The 19,173-nt window shown below is 72.7% G+C and carries 16 protein-coding genes, 1 other RNA gene and 1 pseudogene; 9 read left to right on the top strand and 9 right to left on the bottom strand.

The genetic code is table 11. From position 1 onward, the window contains the following. The first annotated feature begins 494 nt into the window (after positions 1-494). A complete protein-coding gene (gene ddaH, locus OHT01_RS27900; RefSeq protein WP_405917285.1) occupies positions 495-1,316 on the top strand; it encodes a dimethylargininase in 822 nt (273 codons plus the stop codon). On the opposite strand, the gene OHT01_RS27895 is transcribed toward ddaH, so the two are convergent. From OHT01_RS27895 to OHT01_RS27885, 3 genes are read right to left on the bottom strand one after another with little or no spacing between them, the layout of a single operon-like run. Then, on the bottom strand, positions 1,313-2,320 hold the full coding sequence (locus OHT01_RS27895; protein ID WP_328555855.1) for a small ribosomal subunit Rsm22 family protein: 1,008 nt from the start codon (positions 2,318-2,320) through the stop codon (positions 1,313-1,315). The two genes, ddaH and OHT01_RS27895, sit on opposite strands and share 4 nt — an antisense overlap. Before the next feature lie 12 nt (positions 2,321-2,332). Beyond that, complete coding sequence (locus OHT01_RS27890; RefSeq protein ID WP_328555854.1) at positions 2,333-3,514, bottom strand: serine hydrolase domain-containing protein; 1,182 nt, start codon at positions 3,512-3,514, stop codon at positions 2,333-2,335. Continuing rightward, positions 3,460-4,977: a multidrug effflux MFS transporter gene (locus OHT01_RS27885; protein WP_328555853.1), complete on the bottom strand. Its 1,518-nt coding sequence runs from the start codon at positions 4,975-4,977 to the stop codon at positions 3,460-3,462. The genes OHT01_RS27890 and OHT01_RS27885 overlap by 55 nt, the downstream gene beginning before the upstream one ends. A gap of 80 nt (positions 4,978-5,057) precedes the next feature. Here OHT01_RS27885 and OHT01_RS27880 point away from each other — a divergent pair, with 80 nt between their 5' ends. Together OHT01_RS27880 and OHT01_RS27875 are read left to right on the top strand one after the other, a co-directional pair. Continuing rightward, complete coding sequence (locus tag OHT01_RS27880; protein ID WP_328555852.1) at positions 5,058-6,068, top strand: Gfo/Idh/MocA family protein; 1,011 nt, start codon at positions 5,058-5,060, stop codon at positions 6,066-6,068. Positions 6,069-6,187: 119 nt separating this feature from the next. Next, positions 6,188-6,955 (top strand): SDR family oxidoreductase, encoded by a 768-nt coding sequence (locus OHT01_RS27875; protein WP_328555851.1) that lies wholly within the window; start codon positions 6,188-6,190, stop codon positions 6,953-6,955. A gap of 264 nt (positions 6,956-7,219) precedes the next feature. Here OHT01_RS27875 and OHT01_RS27870 read toward each other — a convergent pair whose 3' ends face one another. Further along, a complete protein-coding gene (locus OHT01_RS27870) occupies positions 7,220-8,416 on the bottom strand; it encodes a D-alanyl-D-alanine carboxypeptidase family protein (protein WP_328555850.1) in 1,197 nt (398 codons plus the stop codon). 361 nt (positions 8,417-8,777) lie between these two features. Here OHT01_RS27870 and OHT01_RS27865 point away from each other — a divergent pair, with 361 nt between their 5' ends. Together OHT01_RS27865 and OHT01_RS27860 are read left to right on the top strand one after the other, a co-directional pair. Next, positions 8,778-10,244 (top strand): ABC transporter permease, encoded by a 1,467-nt coding sequence (locus OHT01_RS27865; RefSeq protein ID WP_328555849.1) that lies wholly within the window; start codon positions 8,778-8,780, stop codon positions 10,242-10,244. Positions 10,245-10,336: 92 nt separating this feature from the next. After that, positions 10,337-11,113, top strand: coding sequence for an ABC transporter ATP-binding protein (locus OHT01_RS27860; RefSeq protein ID WP_328555848.1), 777 nt, complete (start codon positions 10,337-10,339; stop codon positions 11,111-11,113). Between the two features lie 193 nt (positions 11,114-11,306). Here OHT01_RS27860 and OHT01_RS27855 read toward each other — a convergent pair whose 3' ends face one another. Beyond that, on the bottom strand, positions 11,307-11,633 hold the full coding sequence (locus OHT01_RS27855) for a nuclear transport factor 2 family protein (protein ID WP_328555847.1): 327 nt from the start codon (positions 11,631-11,633) through the stop codon (positions 11,307-11,309). Positions 11,634-11,765: 132 nt separating this feature from the next. Between OHT01_RS27855 and OHT01_RS27850 the strand changes: the two genes are divergently transcribed. The 3 genes from OHT01_RS27850 (at position 11,766) to OHT01_RS27840 (ending at position 14,311) form a co-directional block, all read left to right on the top strand. Continuing rightward, positions 11,766-12,311 carry a DoxX family protein gene (locus tag OHT01_RS27850; RefSeq protein ID WP_328555846.1) on the top strand — a complete coding sequence of 182 codons (546 nt, stop codon included), beginning with the start codon at positions 11,766-11,768 and terminating at the stop codon, positions 12,309-12,311. An 88-nt stretch (positions 12,312-12,399) separates the two neighbouring features. Beyond that, complete coding sequence (locus tag OHT01_RS27845; protein WP_328555845.1) at positions 12,400-12,762, top strand: MazG-like family protein; 363 nt, start codon at positions 12,400-12,402, stop codon at positions 12,760-12,762. A gap of 226 nt (positions 12,763-12,988) precedes the next feature. Continuing rightward, positions 12,989-14,311 (top strand): DUF3616 domain-containing protein, encoded by a 1,323-nt coding sequence (locus tag OHT01_RS27840; protein ID WP_328555844.1) that lies wholly within the window; start codon positions 12,989-12,991, stop codon positions 14,309-14,311. Between the two features lie 65 nt (positions 14,312-14,376). Here OHT01_RS27840 and rnpB read toward each other — a convergent pair. The 4 genes and pseudogenes from rnpB to OHT01_RS27815 form a co-directional block, all read right to left on the bottom strand. Further along, an RNA gene (gene rnpB, locus OHT01_RS27835) (RNase P RNA component class A) lies at positions 14,377-14,783 on the bottom strand. Positions 14,784-14,901: 118 nt separating this feature from the next. Beyond that, positions 14,902-15,618, bottom strand: a pseudogene (locus OHT01_RS40195) (DMT family transporter); the annotation flags it as partial. Positions 15,619-15,763: 145 nt separating this feature from the next. Beyond that, positions 15,764-16,654, bottom strand: a complete 891-nt coding sequence (locus OHT01_RS27820; protein WP_443043448.1) for an AraC family transcriptional regulator — start codon at positions 16,652-16,654, stop codon at positions 15,764-15,766. Between the two features lie 105 nt (positions 16,655-16,759). Beyond that, on the bottom strand, positions 16,760-18,193 hold the full coding sequence (locus OHT01_RS27815; RefSeq protein WP_328555840.1) for an RNB domain-containing ribonuclease: 1,434 nt from the start codon (positions 18,191-18,193) through the stop codon (positions 16,760-16,762). Positions 18,194-18,339: 146 nt separating this feature from the next. Between OHT01_RS27815 and yaaA the strand changes: the two genes are divergently transcribed. After that, positions 18,340-19,140: a peroxide stress protein YaaA gene (gene yaaA / locus OHT01_RS27810; RefSeq protein ID WP_328555839.1), complete on the top strand. Its 801-nt coding sequence runs from the start codon at positions 18,340-18,342 to the stop codon at positions 19,138-19,140. Positions 19,141-19,173: the final 33 nt, after the last annotated feature.

The following is a 19,173-nucleotide window of genomic DNA, read 5'->3' as shown; positions in this document are numbered from 1 at the left end:
CGGCGTACCAGGCAGGCGGGCCGGACCGGGCGGGCCAGGCCGAGCGGCCAGACCGGACGGGCTGAGTCGAGCGTGCCAGACCGGACAGGGCGTGCCGGGTGTGCCAGGCCGGGCGGGCCAGGTCGGGCCGGATCGGGTCAGGTCGGGCCAGACCGAGCGGGCCGGACCAGTCGAGCTGGACCGGACGGACCGGGCGGACGGACCGGACGTGCCAGCCCGGACGAGGCGGGGCGAGCATGCCGGACCGGGCCGGGCGGGCCGGACGAGCCAGACCGGACAGGGCGTGCCGGGTGTGCCGGGACGGGTGGGGACGGCCAGGGCGTGCCGGGACGGGCGGGGTGGGGCGTGCCGGGACGGGCGGGGCGGGCCAGGCCGGGCGGGCCAGGCCGGGCGGAGTGGGTTGGCGGACACGGCCTCTTCGGATCCCGCTTTCGGGGCCCCGCGCACCGCACCATGAGCATCAACTGCCCCTGCGGTTGCGTAAGGAGCCTTCCTTGCACCCTCTCCGCCGTGCCACGCCCCGGCGTTACCTCATGTGCCCACCGGTGCACTTCGACGTGACATACGCGATCAACCCGTGGATGGACCCCGCCAAACCGGTCGACGTGCCGCTCGCCCTCGCCCAGTGGGAGGACCTCCGGGACCGCTATCGCTCCCTCGGCCACACGGTCGAGGAGCTCACCCCCCGTCCGGGCCTGCCGGACATGGTCTTCGCGGCGAACGGCGCGACGGTCGTGGACGGCAGGGTGCTGGGCGCCCGGTTCGCCTACCCGCAGCGCGAGCCGGAGGCGGCGGCGCACCTGGAGTGGTTCCGTGCCCGCGGCTTCGGGCAGATCCACGAAGCGGCGCACATCAACGAGGGAGAGGGCGACTTCGTCGTCACGGGGTCGTATCTGCTCGCGGGCCGGGGCTTTCGGGCCAGCCCGCTCTCGCACGGGGAGGCGCAGGAGTTCTTCGGCCGTCCGGTGATCGGCCTGGACCTGGTCGACCCCCGCTACTACCACCTGGACACGGCCCTCGCCGTCCTCGACGACACCGCGGACGACGTCATGTACTACCCGCCGGCGTTCTCCCCCGGCAGCCGCGAGGTACTGCGCCGGCTGTTCCCGGACGCGCTGACCGCCACGGCCGAGGACGCCGCCGCGCTGGGCCTGAACGCGGTCTCGGACGGTCTGCACGTGCTGTTGCCGCAGGAGGCGGCGGGCCTGTTCGACCCGCTCCGGGAGCGCGGCTTCGTACCCGTCGGTGTCGACCTCGGGGAGCTCCTCAAGGGCGGCGGAAGCGTCAAGTGCTGCACTCAGGAGCTGAGAGGTTAGGCGGGAGAGCCGGGGACGTCCTGGGGCGGCGGCCAGGCGTCGCCCCACTCCGCGTCGCGGGCCGCCTTGTACAGCGGTCCCAGGCGCTTGGTCACGGTCTCGCGGCGCAGCGCCTCGTCCGGCTCGCACAGGTCGAGCAGGACCTGTCCCTTGCGGATCTGCGGCTTGCGCACGATGCGGGAGGGCGCCGGGACGGGCGGGAAGCGGGTCGCGGCGACATAGCTGAACTTCTCGTCCTCGTAGGGCAGCGAACCGCCCTTGACCTGGCGGTGCAGCGAGGAACGGGCGACCCGCGCGGAGAAGTGGCACCAGTCCTGGCCGGGGACGATGGGGCAGGCCGCGCTGTGCGGGCAGGGGGCCGCGACGTGGAAGCCGGCGCCGACGAGCCGGTCCCGGGCGGCGAGGACGCGGGTGTAGCCGTCGGGTGTGCCGGGCTCGATGATCACGACGGCCTGGGCGGCGCTCGCGGCGGCGTCCACGACCGAGGCGCGGTCGGCGTCGGTGAGCTCGCCGAGGACGTAGGAGACGGTGACGAGATCAGTGCTCTCGATGGTGAGCGCCGCTCCGATGCGAGAGCGCTGCCACGCGGCATCCGTCAGCTCCGGGTTGGCGGCGGCGATCTCCCGGCCGAGCGCGAGGGCGGGCTCGGCCCAGTCGAGCACGGTCACCGGACGGGAGCCCGCCCAGGTCGCGTTCACCGCCCAGGTGGCCGCGCCGGTGCCACCGCCGACGTCCACATGGCTGCCCGGCACCCAGCCGGGCACCGCGTCCGCGAACGCCTCCAGCGCCGCGCACACCGCCTCGAACGTCGCGGGCATCCGGTACGCGGCGTACGCGGCCACGTCCGAGCGGTCCCGGAGGATCGGGGCGTGCGTCGGGGTGGTCCCCCGGTAGTTCACGATCAGCCGCTCGACCGCCTGCGCGGCGGTCTTGGGCGGCAGACCGTCGAGGAGCCCGGCGAGGGCGCCGCGCAGGGTCTCGGCGGGGGGTACGGGGGCGTTCACGGCCCGATTCTCTCAGGTGCCGCGCACCGCCCGCCTCAGCCGGGTGGCCGCTGCCACCCGGGGCGCGTTGTCCGCCGGACGCCGCCGGGGGTGGACCGTGTTGGCGAGCAGCACCAGGAACGTGTCCGTGGCCGGGTCCAGGACCAGGGACGTACCGGTGAACCCGGTGTGCCCGGCCGCTCCGCGGCCCGCGAGGGTGCCCATGAACCAGGGCTGGTCGAGGGCGAATCCGAGGCCGGGCGGGGTGAGCAGGAGCTCGACGAAGTCGGGGCCGAGGATGCGCGCGGGACCGTAGGAGCCGCCCGCGAGCAGGGTGCGGCAGAACACGGCCAGATCGCGGGCGGTGGAGAAGAGCCCGGCGTGACCGGCGACCCCGCCGAGCGCCCAGGCGTTCTCGTCGTGGACCACACCCCGCAGCATGCCCCGGTCCGCCTTGGCCCACGGCCGCCGCTGGTCCTCCGTGGCCGCCGCGCCGGGGCAGGGCCCGAAGGCGGTGTCGTGCATGCCCAGCGGGCGGGTGATGCCGTCCCTGACAAGGATGTCGAGCCCCCGGCCGGTGACGCGTTCCAGCACGTACTGCAGCAGGATCAGGTTGATGTCGGAGTACCGGTACTCGCCCGGTTCGGACGAGGGGGCCTCCGCCCGCAGCATCGCCAGCCGGGCCGTGTCGTCCGGGCAGTCGTACAACGGGAGTTCGGGGCGCAGCCCGGAGGTGTGGGTGAGGAGCTGCCGTACGGTGATGCCGTGCTCGCGGGCCGCGCGGAACTCCGGCAGATACGCGCCGACCCGCGCCTCGATGCCCAGCGTGCCCCTCTCCAACTGCTGCACGGCGGCGACCGCCGTGAACAGCTTGGTGAGGGAGGCCAGGTCGAAGGGCGTGCGCACGGTCGCCGGAACCCGGGCGTCCGGCGGCAGTTCGACCCCGGTGCCCTTCTCCGCATCGTGGGCCGCGTAGCGCACCGCCCAGCCCGCCGCCTCCTCGACGGCGATGACCGGACCGCGCCCGGCGACCACCACGACGCCCGCCGCCCATGGGTCGGCCCCCCGCGTGAGGGCGCGGACCTCGTGGACGAGCAGCCGCAGTTCACGGGGGTCGAGTCCGGCCCGCTCCGGTGTCCCGGTCCGCAGTCGTGGTGCGCTCAGCTTTCCGCCGCCTTTCCGTTCGCAGTACGTCCCGTCCGCCGGGGACGGCACAGTCCCACGAAGCAGCCGACGGCCACCAGTGCGGCCACCAGCTGGACGACGGCCATCGGAACGGCGGTGTGCTCCCCGGCGATGCCGACGAGCGGCGAGGCGACCGCGCCGATGAGGAAGGAGGAGGTGCCGAGCAGCGCGGAGGCGGAACCGGCCGCGTGCCGCACCCGCATGAGGGCGAGCGCCTGGGTGTTGGGCAGGGCGAGTCCCATGGCCGACATCAGCACGAACAGCGCGGCGGCCACCGGCGCGAGCCCGACCGTGCCGAGTACGCCGGTGGACATGACCAGCAGCGCGCTCGCGGCGAGGACGACGAGGGCAAGGCCGACGGCGAGGACCTTTTCGAGGGCGACCCGGCCGACCAGCAGCTTGCCGTTGATCTGTCCGGCGATGACCAGGCCGACGGAGTTCACGCCGAAGAGCAGGCTGAAGGTCTGCGGGGAGGCGCCGTAGAGGTCCTGGATCACGAAGGGGGACGCGGAGATGTAGGCGAACAGGGCCGCGAAGGTGAAGCCGCCCGCGAGCATGTACCCGGCGAAGGCGCGGTCGGCGAGCAGTCCGCGCATGGCCCGCAGCGCCTCGCCGACGCCGCCGCCGTGCCGGTCCGCCGGCCGGAGGGTCTCGGGCAGCTTCGCCCAGACGACCGCGGTCAACGCGATGCCCACCGCGGTGAGGACCACGAACACGCCCCGCCAGTCGGTGACGCGCAGGATCTGTCCGCCGATGAGCGGCGCGACGACGGGGGCGACGCCGGAGATGAGCATGAGGGTGGAGAAGAAGCGGGCCATCGCCACGCCGTCGTAGAGGTCGCGGACGACGGCTCGGGCGATCACGATCCCGGCCGCTCCCGCGAGACCCTGGACCAGGCGGAAGGCGACGAGCAGGCCGATGCCGGGCGCGAGGGCGCACAGCACGGTGGCGACGACGTAGACGGCGAGACCGGCGAGCAGCGGGCGTCTGCGGCCCCACCGGTCGCTCATCGGCCCGACGACGAGCTGTCCGAGGGCCATGCCCGCGAGGCACGCGGTGAGCGTGAGCTGCACGGTGGCGGCGGGGGCGTGCAGCGATCCGGTGACCTCCGGCAGCGAGGGGAGGTACATGTCCATCGCGAGCGGGGGTGTGGCGGTGAGCCCGCCGAGGACGAGGGTGACGAGGAGTCCGGTGCGGCCCGGGGCACCGGGGCCGGCCGCCGGCCGTGTCACGGCACCGGGCTCCGTCACGGCACCGGGCTGCGGTCGGCTCGCGGCACCGGGCTCCGTCGCGGCACCGGGCTGCGGTCGGCTCGCGGCACCGTCCGGCCGTGCGGCGGCGGCGACCCGCGGCCGCGGGGTGGTGGCGGATGCCGGTTCGGTGGCCGGTCGCGCGGTCCGGGCGACCACGGCCGTGGTGTCGCCGGCTTCCGCGTTCGGTATGTGCCCTCGCGGGCCTTCCTGGTCCCGCGTGATGCGGCCACGCTCGGGCATGTGCCCCCCTCTCCTGAAGACGCGCCCCCTATGCTCTCAGTTCGAACAGCGTGTTCGGGGTCACGGATCAAGGGGCGGGCATGACGGGCGAGCGCGAACGCGTGCGGTGGGGAATTCTTGCGACCGGCGGGATCGCCGCGGCGTTCACCGCGGATCTGGTGGACATGCCGGACGCCGAGGTGGTGGCCGTCGCCTCACGGACGGACGCCTCGGCGAAGGCGTTCGCGGAGCGGTTCGGGATTCCGCGGGCGTACGGGGACTGGGCGTCGCTGGCCGCCGACGAGGACGTCGACATCGTGTACGTCGCCACCCCGCACTCGGCGCACCGGGCGGCCGCCGGGATGTGCCTGGAGGCGGGCCGTCATGCGCTGTGCGAGAAGGCGTTCACGCTGAACGCGCGGGAGGCCGAGGAGCTGGTCGCCCTCGCCCGGCGGCACGACCGCTTCCTGATGGAGGCCATGTGGATGTACTGCAATCCACTGGTCGGGCGGCTGAAGTCGCTCGTCGACGACGGTGTGATCGGTGAAGTGCGCACGGTGCAGGCCGACTTCGGTCTCGCGGGACCGTTCCCGCCCTCGCACCGGCTGCGGGACCCGGCGCAGGGCGGCGGCGCGCTGCTCGATCTCGGCGTCTACCCGGTGTCGTTCGCTCAACTGCTGCTCGGGGAGCCCTCGGACATCGTCGCGAGAGCGGTGCTCTCCGACGAGGGCGTCGATCTCCAGACGGGTGCACTGCTCTCCTATGAGAGCGGCGCTCTCGCCTCGGTGCACTGCTCCATCAACGGCGGCACCCCCGTCGCCGCCTCCGTCACGGGCTCCGCGGGCCGCATCGACCTCCCGGACGGCTTCTTCTTCCCGGACCACTTCGTCCTGCACCGCGACGGCCGCGAGCCGGAGACCTTCCGCGCCGACCCCGCCTCGGGTCCGCGCAACAGCCTCAAGCACGAGGCCGCCGAGGTGATGCGGGCCCTGCGCGCAGGCGAGACCGAGTCCCCGCTCGTCCCGCTCGACGGCACGCTCGCCGTGATGCGGACCCTCGACGCGATCCGGGACGGCATCGGCGTCCGCTACCCCGGCGAGGCGAACGCGTAGGACGCGCACCGGTCCGGGCCGCCGTTTCCCGGCGGCCCCCGCCGGCCTCCGCCGGCCCCGCCGCGTCCGATGCGTCCGATGCCGGACGCGGCGGCTCCCCTCCCCTACGCTGCGGGCGCATGAACGCCAAGAATCCCCCGCAGACGAAGATCGCGACGGTGACCGGGGCGGGCTCCGGCATCGGCCGCGCGGTCGCCGCCGAACTGCTGCGCACCGGCTGGTCGGTGGTGCTCGCCGGGCGCCGGACACAGACCCTGGAGGAGACGGCGGCCCTGGTGCCCGGGGCCCCCTCGCTCGCCGTCCGCACGGACGTGTCGCGCCCCGACGAGGTGGCCGCCCTCTTCGCCGCCGCGCGCGACCGGTTCGGGCGCCTCGACCTGCTGTTCAACAACGCCGGAACGTTCGGTCCCGGTGGTGTGCCCCTCGAAGAGCTGTCGTACGAGGCCTGGCGGCATGTCGTCGACACCAATCTGAACGGCGCGTTCCTGTGCGCGCAGGCGGCGTACCGGCAGATGAAGGAGCAGGACCCGCAGGGCGGCCGGATCATCAACAACGGCTCGATCTCGGCGCACACGCCCCGCCCCCGGTCGATCGCCTACACCGCGACCAAGCACGCGCTGACCGGCCTGACCAAGTCGCTGTCCCTGGACGGGCGTCCGTACCGGATCGCCTGCGGGCAGATCGACATCGGCAACGCGGCCACCGACATGACCGAGCGGATGCGGACCGGAACCCCCCAGGCGAACGGTGAGCTGGCGGTCGAACCGGTGATGGACGTGGCCGACGTGGCGCGCACGGTGCGGCACATGGCCGAGCTGCCGCTGGAGGCCAACGTGCAGTTCGCGACGGTGCTGGCGACGGCCATGCCCTACGTCGGACGCGGCTGACGGATACGTACGGCGAGCGCCCGTGGTTCACCAAGAACTGGTCAACGGCTCAACCCTCACAAACGGAAGCTGAATCTCCGGACCATATAAGCCGTTGATGCGCCTATGCTCGGCATCTCCCCCGTCAGAGCTTCACACTTGGAGCACACGACTTCGGTACGACCACGGTCCACACCGAGGGGGAGGTGGCAGTCGCTCCGTGGCCCGGGTGGGGGCGGACCTCGCACGCGAGGTGTGCACCGGACCGCGGAGCGGCTGTCCCCGTCATCGGCGCCCGCGGTGGCCTTCCGCCTCGACCGGCTCCTCCACGGCCTCCCGGGCGGACCGCCTCCTGCGGTTGCGCAGCGCCAGCGCGCCGCCCGCGAGGAGAGCGACCGCCGCCCCCGCCCCGCCGACCAGCCCCCACGGCGGGCCGTCCGTCTTCGTGGCCGAGGCCGCGGCCGGAGCTCCCGCCGCGGCCTTCGCCGCCTTCCGCGTGGGCTTCGCGCTCGCGCCGCCCTCGCTCAGCGGATCGACCAGCGTGCCGACCGGCTCGGCGTGCGCTCCCTTCCCGAAGCCCCAGTCGAAGAGCTGGGCCGTCTCCTCGTAGACACCGCTGCCGCCGCTCTTCGGGTGCATCACCGTCACGAGCAGGGTCCGCCCGTCGCGGGTCGCGGCGCCGGTGAAGGTGTTGCCGGCGTGGCTGGTGTAGCCGTTCTTCACCCCGATGAGACCGTCGTACGGGCGCACGCCCCACGCGCCCGTCAGCAGGCGGTCGGTGTTCTGGATCTGGAAGGTCTTCTTGCCCCCGGCCGGGAAGTCCGCGGTCTTCGTCGAGCAGTAGCCGCGGAAGTCGGCGTCCGCGAGACCGTGCCGGGCGAAGAGCGTCAGGTCGTACGCGGACGACAGCTGGCCTTTGTGGTCGAAGCCGTCGGGGCTGATCACATGGGTGTCCAGGGCCTGCAGGTCCTTGGCCAGGGCCTGCATCTCGGCGACCGTGGCCGCGATGCCGCCGTTCATGTGGCTGAGCACGTGCACCGCGTCGTTGCCGGAGCGCAGGAAGACGCCCTGCCACAACTGCTCGACGGTGTACGTGATGCCGGGCTTCACACCGACGAGGCTGGAGCCCGAGGGAACGTCGGCGAGGTCGGCGTCGGTCACCTTGTACGTCTCGGCGCGATCGAACTTCTTCAGCACGACGTCGGCGAAGAGCATCTTCAGGGTGGAGGCGGGCGCGAGACGCCGGTGCGCGTTGTACGAGGCGAGCACCTCGCCGGTGGTGTGGTCCGCGACCACCCAGGAGCGGGCGGTGAGCCGTTTGGGCAGCCCCGTCGCCCCGTTCGTCTGGATCCCGGCGCGGGCCAGTCTCGCACCGCCGATCGTCGTCGCGGCGTACGCGGTCGTGGCCGTCGTGGCGGCGAGGGGCACGGCGGCGGCGAGGCCAAGAGCGGCACGGCGGGAGAGCCCGGAAGAATCACGCATCCCGGGACCGTACAAAGTCTCTCCGAGAAGCCTGACAGCGGGGTCATAAAGAGAAGGAACGCCGATTCCAAAACGGCGGCAAAACAGGGCGTGCGGGGACGGGCCCGCCTCGCTGGACACCGTCCACCGTCCCACCGGGAGATGCGCCGAGGCGGGCCCGCCGTTCTGCCCCGCGGGCCCACCCAACAGACGTTTCCTGGCAATGAGCCCTCGAAAGCCTGAGAACGGGCTGTCTGACCCAATATTGATTCCGGGGTCCGGATTCTCAGCCCTCACACATCTCTTGCTCAGCCCGGCTCAAAGGTTTCTCCATAGCTTGTGGCCGCGCCCACTGGGGCGCCAAGAACCTTTGAGGAACGGGATGTTTGGCATCTATCTCAAGCGTGAGCTGAGCCGGCGCAAGAAGGCGGCGCTGGTGATCGCCCTGGGTCTGGCGCTCGGAATCGCGCTGGTCATCACCGTCAACTCGGTGTCGGCCGGCATGCAGCAGGCCCAGGGCAAGGTCCTGAAGTCGCTGTACGGGCTCGGCACGGACATGACGGTCACCAAGGCCCGGACCGCTCCGACGGGCAACTCCTCGGGCCGCCCGAAGTTCGATTTCGACGCCAAGTCGAGCAGCAGCAAGACACAGAGCTCGGACCGGGTGATGACCCAGGGCGGACAGTCCCTGAAGTCCTCGCTCGTCACCGAGGTCGCCGCGCAGAAGGGCGTGTCGAGCGCGGTGGGCGCGCTCAGCCTGAACGTCACCAAGGTCAACGGCTCCTTCACCCAGGGCAAGGCGAAGTCCACGACGTCGGGCTCCGGCCAGCAGGGCGGACCCGGCGGCCAGAGCAGCGGCGGCACCGGTGCGCCGCAGGTGCAGGGCGGCGGCGCCTCCTTCGATGTGAACTCCTACTCCGTCGCCGGCGTCGACGTGACCCACCAGGACCTCGGCCCGCTGGCCACCTCGAAGATCACCACAGGCAGGACGTTCACGGCCGCGCAGACCAGCGCGAAGGTCGCCGTGGTCAGCAAGTCGTACGCCAAGCAGAACAAGTACACGGTCGGCAAGACCTTCAAGATCTCCGGCACCAAGTACACGGTCATCGGCATCGCGACGCCCGACAGCAGCGAGTCGACCACCGACGTCTACCTGCCGCTGAAGCAGGCCCAGACGCTCGGTGACGCCAAGAACAAGGTCACCACGATCTACGTCAAGGCGACCGACTCGAAGCAGATCGCCACGGTCAAGTCGACCATCCAGAAGAACATCTCCGGGACGACGGTCACCACCTCCGCCGACCTCGCGAGCACCGTCTCCGGCTCGCTGTCGACCGCCTCGAACCTCGCGACGAGCGTCGGCAAGTGGCTCTCCATCGCGGTCCTGATCGCCGCGTTCCTGGTCGCGGCGCTGCTCACCTCCTCCGCCGTCTCCCGCCGGGTGCGCGAGTTCGGCACCCTGAAGGCCCTGGGCTGGCCGTCCCGCAAGGTCACCCGGCAGGTCGTCGGCGAGTCGATCGTGAACGGACTGCTCGGCGGCGTGCTCGGTATCGCCCTCGGTCTCGGCGCGGCCTACACCGTCACCGCGATCAGCCCGAAGCTGACGGCGGAGCTCGGCTCCACCGGCGGCGGTGGCATGGGCGGCGGCCCCGGTGGCGGCGGTCCCGGCCAGCAGGCGGCCTCCGCGGCCAAGAACACGATCGACATCGCGCTCACCGCGCCCGTCTCGTTGACCACCATCGCGCTCGCCGCGGGCCTGGCCATCACCGGCGGTCTGATCGCCGGCGCGATGGGCGGCTGGCGCGCCTCCCGGATGCGCCCGGCGGACGCGCTCCGCAGCGTCTCCTGACCCGCACCTCGGGCCACACCCCTTGAGCCGGGGCGCCGCGGCCACTCCCCCCGGGCCGCGGCGCCCCACCCCTTCATCCTCGGAGAAACCTCATGTACAAGCTCACCGGCGTCACCAAGCGCTACACGCGGGGCAAGGAGACGGTCGAGGCGCTGCGCGGCGTCGACCTCGCCATCGAGGACGGCGACCAGCTCGTCATCCAGGGCCCCACCGGCGGCGGCAAGTCGACGCTGCTCCAGATGATCGGCGGTCTCGACCGGCCGACCTCCGGCAGTGTCGTGCTGGACGGCGTGGACCTGGCCTCGATCAGCGAGGCCAAGCTGACCCGGCTGCGTGCCGAGAAGATCGGCATCATCTTCCAGTCGTTCAACCTCATCCCGACACTGACCGCGCAGGAGAACGTCGAGACCGCCCTCGTCCCGCTGGGGGTGAAGCCCGCCGAGCGGCGCGACCGGGCCGCCGAGGCGCTGCGCTCGGTCGGTCTGGGCGAGCGGCTGACGCACGTCCCGACCGAGCTGTCCGGCGGGCAGCAGCAGCGGGTCGCCATCGCCCGCGCGCTGGTCAAGAAGCCGAAGGTGCTGCTCGCGGACGAGCCGACCGGCAACCTCGACGAAGGCACCCGCGACGACATCATGGGACTGCTAGAAGGGCTGTGGCACGAGTACGGGCTGACCTTCATCATGGTCACCCACGACTCGTCCATCGCCCGCCGCGCTCCGCGGCTCGCGACCATCAAGGCCGGGCAGATCAGCCTGACCGAGCAGGCCGGCGCCCACCGCGCCGCCCCTCGTCCGGCCGCCGAGGCGCCGGAGCGGGAGCAGTACGCGCAGCAGTACGGCGCCGGTCAGGGCGCCGCTCAGGGCTACTGAACCCACGGGGCCCGGCCGGCCCCGGGCCACTGAACCCGCGGGGCCACCGCGGCCGTTGGCGCCTCCCGCACGCACCGCCCGTGCGTGCCCCGCACGTCTCCGGGCCGCTCACCGTCCGAGCACGCCGTCGACCCCGTCGACCGCGCGGCGGTGAGCGGCCTTCGGCGATCCGCCTCGCGTTCCCCTCGGACCGCTACGCCTGGCCGGTCTCGAAGCGGCTGATCCTGCCGCCGTCGTCGACGGTGAAGCTCCACCTCGTCTTCATCTCGCCCCAGGTGTCGTTGCGGTACCGCACGATGAGGCGACGCCCGCCGGCGGACTCGTTGTCGACGTCCATGTGGCCGCGGGAGGAGAAGATCTCCCGGTCGGTCCAGTCGTCGAGGTCACGGTCGGAGCCGTCGTCGGACATCGTGGCGCCCGGCGCGAGAAGCGCCTCGAAGGCGTTGCGGTCATGGGCGTTCACCGCGGAGACGAAGGCCCGGACGGCCGGGTCGCTGAGCTTCGCTGCCTGAATCGTCATGGCAGCCAGATTCACACCGGTCCCCCGGGGCCGCCACCCGAACGGCCGCGCGGGCAGGCCGGGCCCGTCCGATCGGTGCGACGGTGGACACCCGGGAGGGAACCGTTGCCGCTGTCTGCACTGGGAGTCACCGTGACCTGTATCGACCGGCGTGATCTGGGACTGCTGCTGCTCCGTCTGAGCACGGGCGGCGTACTGGCCGCGCACGGAGCGCAGAAGCTGTTCGGCTGGTTCGGCGGAGGCGGCATCGAAGGCACCGGGGCGGCCATGGAGGCCATGGGCTACTCGCCGGGGAAGGCGAGCGCCCGGGCGGCGGGCCTCGCGGAGGCGGGCGGCGGCACCCTGCTGGCGCTGGGGCTCGCCACACCCGCGGCCGGCGCCGCGGCGGCCGGTGCGATGGCCGGCGCGGCGGCGGTGCACGTACCGAACGGGTTCTTCGCAATGAGCGGTGGCTACGAGTACACGGCGTCGCTCGGCCTGGCGGCGGCGGGCCTCGCGGTGACGGGTCCGGGCCGGCTGTCCCTCGACCATCTGCTGGGCCACGCGGTGAACCGCGGCTGGATGGTGCCGATCGCCCTCGGTACGACGGCGGCCGTCACCGCGGTCGTCGTGGGCATGCGGAACAACCGGGTGCGCAGGGCGCGGGAGGGCGAGCAGGAAGCCCTGTTCGACGAGTAGGAGCCGGGCCCCTCGCCCGGTGATGAGGAGACGGCCCTCGCCCGGCGAAACAGGGGTCGGCCCCGCGGAGTCGGGGGAGGCTCGGTCCATGACCGACCACACTCCGGACGACCCGGCCGGGCAGGACGAGGACCTCTGGGACACGATCGGCCGGCTGTGCGCCTGGCTGGACGCCGACCGGGCGCACGGCGGCCGGGAGGGCCTGCTGCTGCGCGTGCTGAAGCTGTCGGAGGAGGTCGGCGAGGTCGCCCAGGCGGTGATCGGCGCGACGGGCCAGAACCCGCGCAAGGGCGTGAGCCACACCTGGGACGACGTCCGGTCGGAACTGTGCGACGTCATGATCACGGCGATGGTGGCGTTGCGCACGCTCGCGCCGGACGCGCGTGAGGTCTTCACCGCCCACCTGGCGTCGGTCGCCGAACGCTCGCTCGGCACGACTCCAACTCCCTGACCGGGAAGGGGAGTCGGCGGACAGGATTCGGCATCGCCGGGCAGCGTGCCCGCGGCGACCGGAAGTGTTCACTCCGTGGACGCGTTCGCGCAGTACGGAGTTGGCGATCACAGCTCAGCCTTCTCGTCGACGCAGAGCCGACGAAAGGGTCCCCGTGCAGGACTACGTTTTCTCCTCAGGCCGCAGGACAGTCGCCCTGATCGGTGGCGTGCTGACGCTCACGGCCGTGAGTCTGGGAAGCCAGGCGCAGGCGGCGAGTTACGGCACGCCGAGCCTTTCGCTGTCGGCCGCGTATCTGTCGGGCGCGGTGGGCGCGACCGCCGATCCGGCCGTGAACGTGACCGTCGCGCAGAGCGGGGCCGACGCCGGCGCGCTCACCGTCACCGTCACCAAGAGCAGCAAGACCGCGGTGGCGACCACGGCGGACGTCAGCGTCACCGGCACGGGCGCCACCCGCAAGGTCGTGGTCGCGGCGCGCGCCCAGGGCTACACCGACCTCACCGTGAAGGTGACCGGGGTCGACGGCCAGACGGCCACCAAGACGCTGCACTACGCCGCGTCGGCCGCCGTCCAATACGCCTCCGACAGCCGGTACTTCACCGGGTCCAGCGACGCCTCGGCGGCCGTCGACGCGGGCGGCGGCTACACGATCGTCGCGGACGACGAGTCCAACGTCCTTCGCCTGTACGACCGTTCGGTGTCGGGCGCGCCGGTCAGGACGTGGGACTTCTCCTCGAACATCGGCGCCTCCAAGGAGATCGACATCGAGGGCGCCACCCGCGTCGGCGACACGATCTACTGGACGGGCTCGCTGGGCAACAACAAGGACGGCGAGTACAAGGCGGACCGCAACACCGTCTTCACCACCACGGTGACCGGCTCCGGCGCCTCGACCGCCCTGGCGTACGGCCGTTCGTACAAGAAGCTGCGGGACAACCTCGTCGCCTGGGACAAGGCGAACGGCAACCGCTACGGCTTCGCGGCGGGCACCGCGGACGGCCAGATCCCCAAGGAGATCAACGGGTTCAACGTGGAGGGCCTGGAGTTCGCGCCGGGCTCGACGACCACGGCCTACGTCGGCTTCCGCGCCCCGCTGTCCCCCGCGGTGACCGGCGGCAAGGCCCTCATCGTGCCGGTCACCAACTTCGACAAGGTGCTGAGCAGCGGCACGGCGGCCACCTTCGGCACGCCGATCGAACTCGACCTCGGCGGTCTGGCGATCCGCGACATCCGCAAGAACGCCTCGAACCAGTACCTGATCGTGGCCGGTTCCTGGGCCGCCGACGACAACTCGGACCCGTACGCCCTCTACTCCTGGGACGGCGACCCGGCGCACGCGCCGGTCAAGCGCCTGGACCTGCCCACCTCGGACCCCGGCGGCTGGGAGGCGGTCGTCGACGTCCCCGACCTCACCGTGTCCGGCGCCCGCGCCCAGCTGATCACGGACGACGGTTCCGCCGATCTGTACGGCGACGGCACGGAGGCCAAGGACCTCACCCACGACGAGTGGAAGAAGTCCCGCGCCACCTGGTTCACGGTCACGAACTGAGGCCGCGGGAACCACGGGAACAGGGCTTCGGCCCGGCCCAGGGGGCCGGGCCGAAGCCCTGTTGGCAGACGAGTCGGGCTGTACGCCGGGTTCTGTCGCCCGGTCGCCTCGCGGCGGCCGGGGAGACGGCCATCCATCTAGGGCCGGCGTTGCCGCCGGCCTCGTGCGGTCTACCCGCGGACTCGGGCGGGCAGCCCTCGAACGTCCGCGCAGAGCCACCTTTTACAGCGGCTCCTCTTGACCTTGCTCCGGGTGGGGTTTACCTAGCCGCCTGAGTCGCCTCAGGCGCTGGTGGTCTCTTACACCACCGTTTCACCCTTACCGGGAACCGGAGTTCTCGGCGGTCTACTTTCTGTGGCACTGTCCCGCGGGTCACCCCGGGTGGCCGTTAGCCACCACCCTGCCCTGTGGAGCCCGGACGTTCCTCGGGAAGCCCCCTAAGGGGACTTCACGCGGCCGTCCGCCCGGCTCGTCTGCCGTGCCGACCATGGTACCGGGCGGTCGGGACGCCGAGGACCTGCCGTCGCCGTGGCCAGGACCGAGCCCGCCAGGATGAGGGTGAAGGCGGCGAGGATTCCGGGGGTGAGGCGTTCGTCCAGGAAGACGGCGCCGGCCGCGACCGCGACCGCCGGGTTGACGTACGTGATCACCGTCGCCCGGGTCGGGCCGGCCTCCTTGATCAGTTCCAGGAAGGCCACGAAGGCGACGGCCGTGCAGATGACACCCAGGCCCACCAGGGCGGCCAGGACCTGTCCGGAGGGCAGCGCGTCCGGCCGGGTCACCGCCGCCGCGGGGGCGTAGACCAGCGCCGCCAGGGCCAGGCAGGGGGCGGTGAGGTGGAGCGACGGCACGTCCTTGAGGTGGCGGGCGACGATGACCGGCGCGGTGGCGTAGCCGACGACCGTCAGCAGCACCTCGACGAGGGATCGGGCGTCACCGCCGGTCAGGTGCGGGGCCGTGAGGACCGCGACCCCGGTCAGACCGAGGGCGAGGCCCGCGATCCGCCGCGCGCCGAGCCGTTCCGTGTCGCCGAAGAAGCGGGCCGCGGCCACCCCGATGATCGGCACCCCGGCTATGAGGAGGCCGGCGGTGGAGCTGGAGAGATGGCGTTCGGCGTCCGTCAGGGTCCACCAGGGGACCATGATCTCGATGATCGCGAAGGCCAGCATCGGGCGCCAGTGGGCCCGTACCGTCCTGGTCAGGCCGCCCTGACGGATCGCGAAGGGAAGCAGCAGCAGCGCGCCGACCGCACATCGCGTGAACACCACCACCGACGGGGACACCTCGTCCACCGCCACTTTGATCATCAGATAGGGGATGCCCCAGATCACTCCCATCAGGGAGAACAGAAACCAGCCGCGTGCAGTCATACGGGCAGTCTCGGTCACCGTCCGGTGGGGCGTCTTGAACGCTGTTGCGCGCCGACGACGACGGCAGACGTGGCCGTCCGCCTCACGGCGACGGGTACACGCTCGTGCGGTACGCCGCCGGTGTCACCCCCAGAACCCGGCGGAACCAGCGTGTCAGATGCGCCTGGTCCGCGAAGCCCACGAGCCCGGCGACCTCGGCGGGGCGCAGTCCGGACTCCAGCAGCCGCCGGGCCCGGTGCACCCGGTGCTGGGCGAGCCAGGCGTACGGCGGTATCCCCGTCGTCGTACGGAAGGCGCGCAGGAGCTGGTAGCGGGACAGGCCCAGGTCCGTGGCGAGGGAGGCGAGGGAGGGCGGGTCCTGGAGTTCGCCGGCGAGGCGGTCCCGTACGACGTCGGCTATGTGCGCGGCGCCCGGGACCGCGTCGCGGTCCGGCCGGGCCGTGGAGTGGCGCCGGGTCAGCGCGGCGAGCAGCCACGGAAAGCGGGACTCGGCCTCCAGCGGGTCGGGGCAGGCGCTCAGTTCGGTGTGCGCGGCCCGCAGCGCGGCGGCGAGTTCGGGGTCGTCGAGCAGGGGTTCACGGAAGTGCGGGAGGCCGCCGACGGCGCCCTCGGAGAGGAGGGCCGGCTCCGCGTACAGGGCCAGGTAGGCGTAACCGTCACAGGCGGCCGGTCCGCCGGTGTGCATCTCTCCGGGCGCCAGTACGACGATGGACCCGGGGCCCGTCCTGATGTGGCCGCCGCGGTAGTCGATGATCTCCGAGCCGCCGACGTTGACCCCGATGGTGAACTCGTCGTGGGCGTGCGGGGCGTAGCGGTGCCGGTCGAAGCGGGCGGTCAGCAGGTCCAGGGGCCGGCCGTCCCGGCCGAGGGTGGCCCGGGTCCAGCGGGCCTCTTCCTTCGCGGATCCCTTCACGGATCCCTGCGCGGATCCCTTCACGGGTCCCCGCGCGGATCCCTTCGCGGGCTCCTTCATCGCCGTCTCCCCCGTACCGTCGTGTTCACCGTGTCCGGCCGCGCTCGCCGCCAAAGGCGCAACACCTGGTGGCCCGGATTCCATGCCGGGACCTCGGCCCCGCGGTCACGCGGGGGCGAACTGCACCTTCGCCGTGCCGGGGTCCGCCTGGGTGAGCCGGACCCGCAGGCGTTCGCCCAGGGGCAGCTCCGTCGTGCCGCCCTCGATCCGGGCGAAGACCGCCGGGTTCTCCAACTGCACGGTGCCGACCGTGGGTTCGTGTTCGTGTACGTCCACCACGCAGGCCTCGAAGAGGTCACCCACCCGGTCCTTGAGCAGCGCGGCCTCGACGATGTCGACGCACTCGCGCTCGACGGTGCCGGCCCGCCTGCCGCCGTCCGCCATCTCCTTGGGCAGGGCGTCGAGGGCCGCGAGGACCCACTCGGGCGGCGGCTGACCGGCGGCGGCCGCGAGGCAGATCTCCGAGGCGTAGCGGTCGACGAGCCGGCGCAGCGGGGCCGTGCAGTGGGCGTAGGGCGCGGCGACGGCGGCGTGCGCGGTGACCTCGGGGAGCACCCCGTCCCGGAAGACGGTGTATCCGGCGCCGCGCAGCAGTGTCGTGCATTCCAGGAGGAACGCGGCGTGGTGCGGCCGGTGCGGGTCGAGGGAGCGGATGAGCCGCGCGTACGAGACGTGGTGCGGCCAGTCGATGCGCAGGGCCCGCGCGGTGCGGCGCAGCCGTCCGACCGCCCCGTCCGGCGCGGCCGGGAGCGTCCGCAGCACTCCCGTGCCGTGCGCGAGCATCAGGTCGGCCGCGGCCATGCCGGTCAGCAGGGAGATCTGCGCGTTCCAGCCGTCGGCGGGCAGCGGGGCCCGGTAGGCGAGTTCGTACGTCCCGTCCTTCTCGACGATCTCCTGCTCGGGCACGTTGAGCGAGATGCCGCCGCGCTCGACCTCCAGGGCCTCGCGCAGGGCGCCGATGTCCTTGAGCAGGGCGAGCGGTTCCTCGGCCGTGCCCGCGTCGATCCGCCGCTGCACCTCCGCGTAGTCCAGTCTGGCGCGGCTGCGGACGAGGGCGCGGCGGACGCCGGTGGTCTCCGTACGGCCGTCCGGGTCCAGGTCGAGCGTCCACAGGACGGCCGGGCAGATCTGGTCCGGGAGCAGGCTCGCGGTGCCCTCGGAGAGCTGGGGCGGGTGGAGGGGGATCTTCCCGTCCGGGAAGTAGAGGGTCATCACGCGCCGGTGCGCCTCGGCGTCCAGGGCTCCGCCGGGCACCACGAAGGCGGCGACGTCGGCGATGGCGTACCGGACGCGGTAGCCGCCCCGCTCGCGGCGTGACAGGTGCATCGCCTGGTCGAGGTCGCGGGACGTCGGCGGGTCGATGGTGAAGAGGGGGATGTCCGTCGCGTCGTACTCCGGCATGCGGGGCGGCCGCCCGGCCTCCGCGAGGACCTCGGCCGGGAAACTCCCTGGCACACCGAGTTCCGCCCGCAACGCGCGGAGGGCGGCTCGCAGCGGAGCCTCCGGTGCACCGGTGACGCGGACGTGACGGCGAGGCATGGGTCGAGCCTAGGCCGGGGCCGACCGTTGAGCACCCCGAGTGGACGGTCGGTGGGCCCGGGTGGGAGCGGGGTCGGGGGGCGAGGGCGGCCCGGGGGTACCCCGTAGGCTGGCGCCGGCCGTATCCACTGTGAGGAGAACCAACCGTGCTCGTGCTGCTGCCGCCCTCCGAAGGCAAGGCGCCCTCCGGCCGGGGAACCGCGCTCAAGCCGGAGTCGTTGTCCCTGCCCGGTCTCGCCGAGGCGCGTCAGGCGGTCCTCGACGAGCTGGTCGAGCTGTGCGTGGCGGACGAGGAGAAGGCCCGCGAGGTCCTCGGACTGAGCGAGGGGCTGCGCGGCGAGATCGCGAAGAACACGGAACTGCGGACGGCGGGCGCGCGCCCGGCCGGGGAGATCTACACGGGGGTCCTCTACGACGCCCTGGACCTGGCCTCGCTGGACACCCCCGCCAAGCGGCGCGCGGGCCGCTCGCTGCTCGTCTTCTCCGGACTGTGGGGGGCGGTGCGGGTGACGGACCGGATCCCCTCGTACCGCTGCTCGATGGGCGTGAAGCTGCCCGGCCTCGGAGCGCTGGGCGCGCACTGGCGTACGCCGATGGCCGCCGCGCTCCCCGAGGCCGCGGGCGACGGGCTCGTGCTCGACCTGCGCTCCTCGGCGTACACGGCGGCGTGGAAGCCCAAGGGCGAGGTCGCGGGCCGGACGGCGACGGTCCGGGTGCTGCACGCGCAGGTGGTGGACGGGGTCGAGAAGCGTTCCGTCGTCAGCCACTTCAACAAGGCGACCAAGGGCAGGATCGTCCGCGGTCTGCTCACCACCGGCGCGGCTCCGAGGAACCCGGCGGAGCTGGTCGAGGCGCTGCGCGACCTCGGGTACACGGTGGAGGCGGAGGCCCCCGGCAGGGCGGGCAGGCCGTGGGCGCTCGACGTGGTGGTGCGGGAGATCCACTGAGCGACGACCGGCCTTCATGACGTTGCAGCATGT

It is taken from the genome of Streptomyces sp. NBC_00358 (genome assembly GCF_036099295.1).
Classification (GTDB): Bacteria; Actinomycetota; Actinomycetes; order Streptomycetales; family Streptomycetaceae; genus Streptomyces.
The sequence above is the reverse complement of the archived record's forward strand: the minus strand, read 5'-3'. Positions and strand labels throughout refer to the sequence as shown.

Excerpts from the sequence above, each read along its gene's own strand:
- OHT01_RS27885 (WP_328555853.1), bottom strand. The coding sequence starts at position 4,977 with ATGCCCGAGCGTGGCCGCATCACGCGGGACCAGGAAGGCCCGCGAGGG.
- OHT01_RS27880 (WP_328555852.1), top strand. The coding sequence starts at position 5,058 with ATGACGGGCGAGCGCGAACGCGTGCGGTGGGGAATTCTTGCGACCGGC.
- OHT01_RS27875 (WP_328555851.1), top strand. The coding sequence starts at position 6,188 with ATGAACGCCAAGAATCCCCCGCAGACGAAGATCGCGACGGTGACCGGG.
- OHT01_RS27870 (WP_328555850.1), bottom strand. The coding sequence starts at position 8,416 with ATGCGTGATTCTTCCGGGCTCTCCCGCCGTGCCGCTCTTGGCCTCGCC.
- OHT01_RS27865 (WP_328555849.1), top strand. The coding sequence starts at position 8,778 with ATGTTTGGCATCTATCTCAAGCGTGAGCTGAGCCGGCGCAAGAAGGCG.
- OHT01_RS27860 (WP_328555848.1), top strand. The coding sequence starts at position 10,337 with ATGTACAAGCTCACCGGCGTCACCAAGCGCTACACGCGGGGCAAGGAG.
- OHT01_RS27855 (WP_328555847.1), bottom strand. The coding sequence starts at position 11,633 with ATGACGATTCAGGCAGCGAAGCTCAGCGACCCGGCCGTCCGGGCCTTC.
- OHT01_RS27845 (WP_328555845.1), top strand. The coding sequence starts at position 12,400 with ATGACCGACCACACTCCGGACGACCCGGCCGGGCAGGACGAGGACCTC.
- OHT01_RS27820 (WP_443043448.1), bottom strand. The coding sequence starts at position 16,654 with ATGAAGGAGCCCGCGAAGGGATCCGCGCGGGGACCCGTGAAGGGATCC.
- OHT01_RS27815 (WP_328555840.1), bottom strand. The coding sequence starts at position 18,193 with ATGCCTCGCCGTCACGTCCGCGTCACCGGTGCACCGGAGGCTCCGCTG.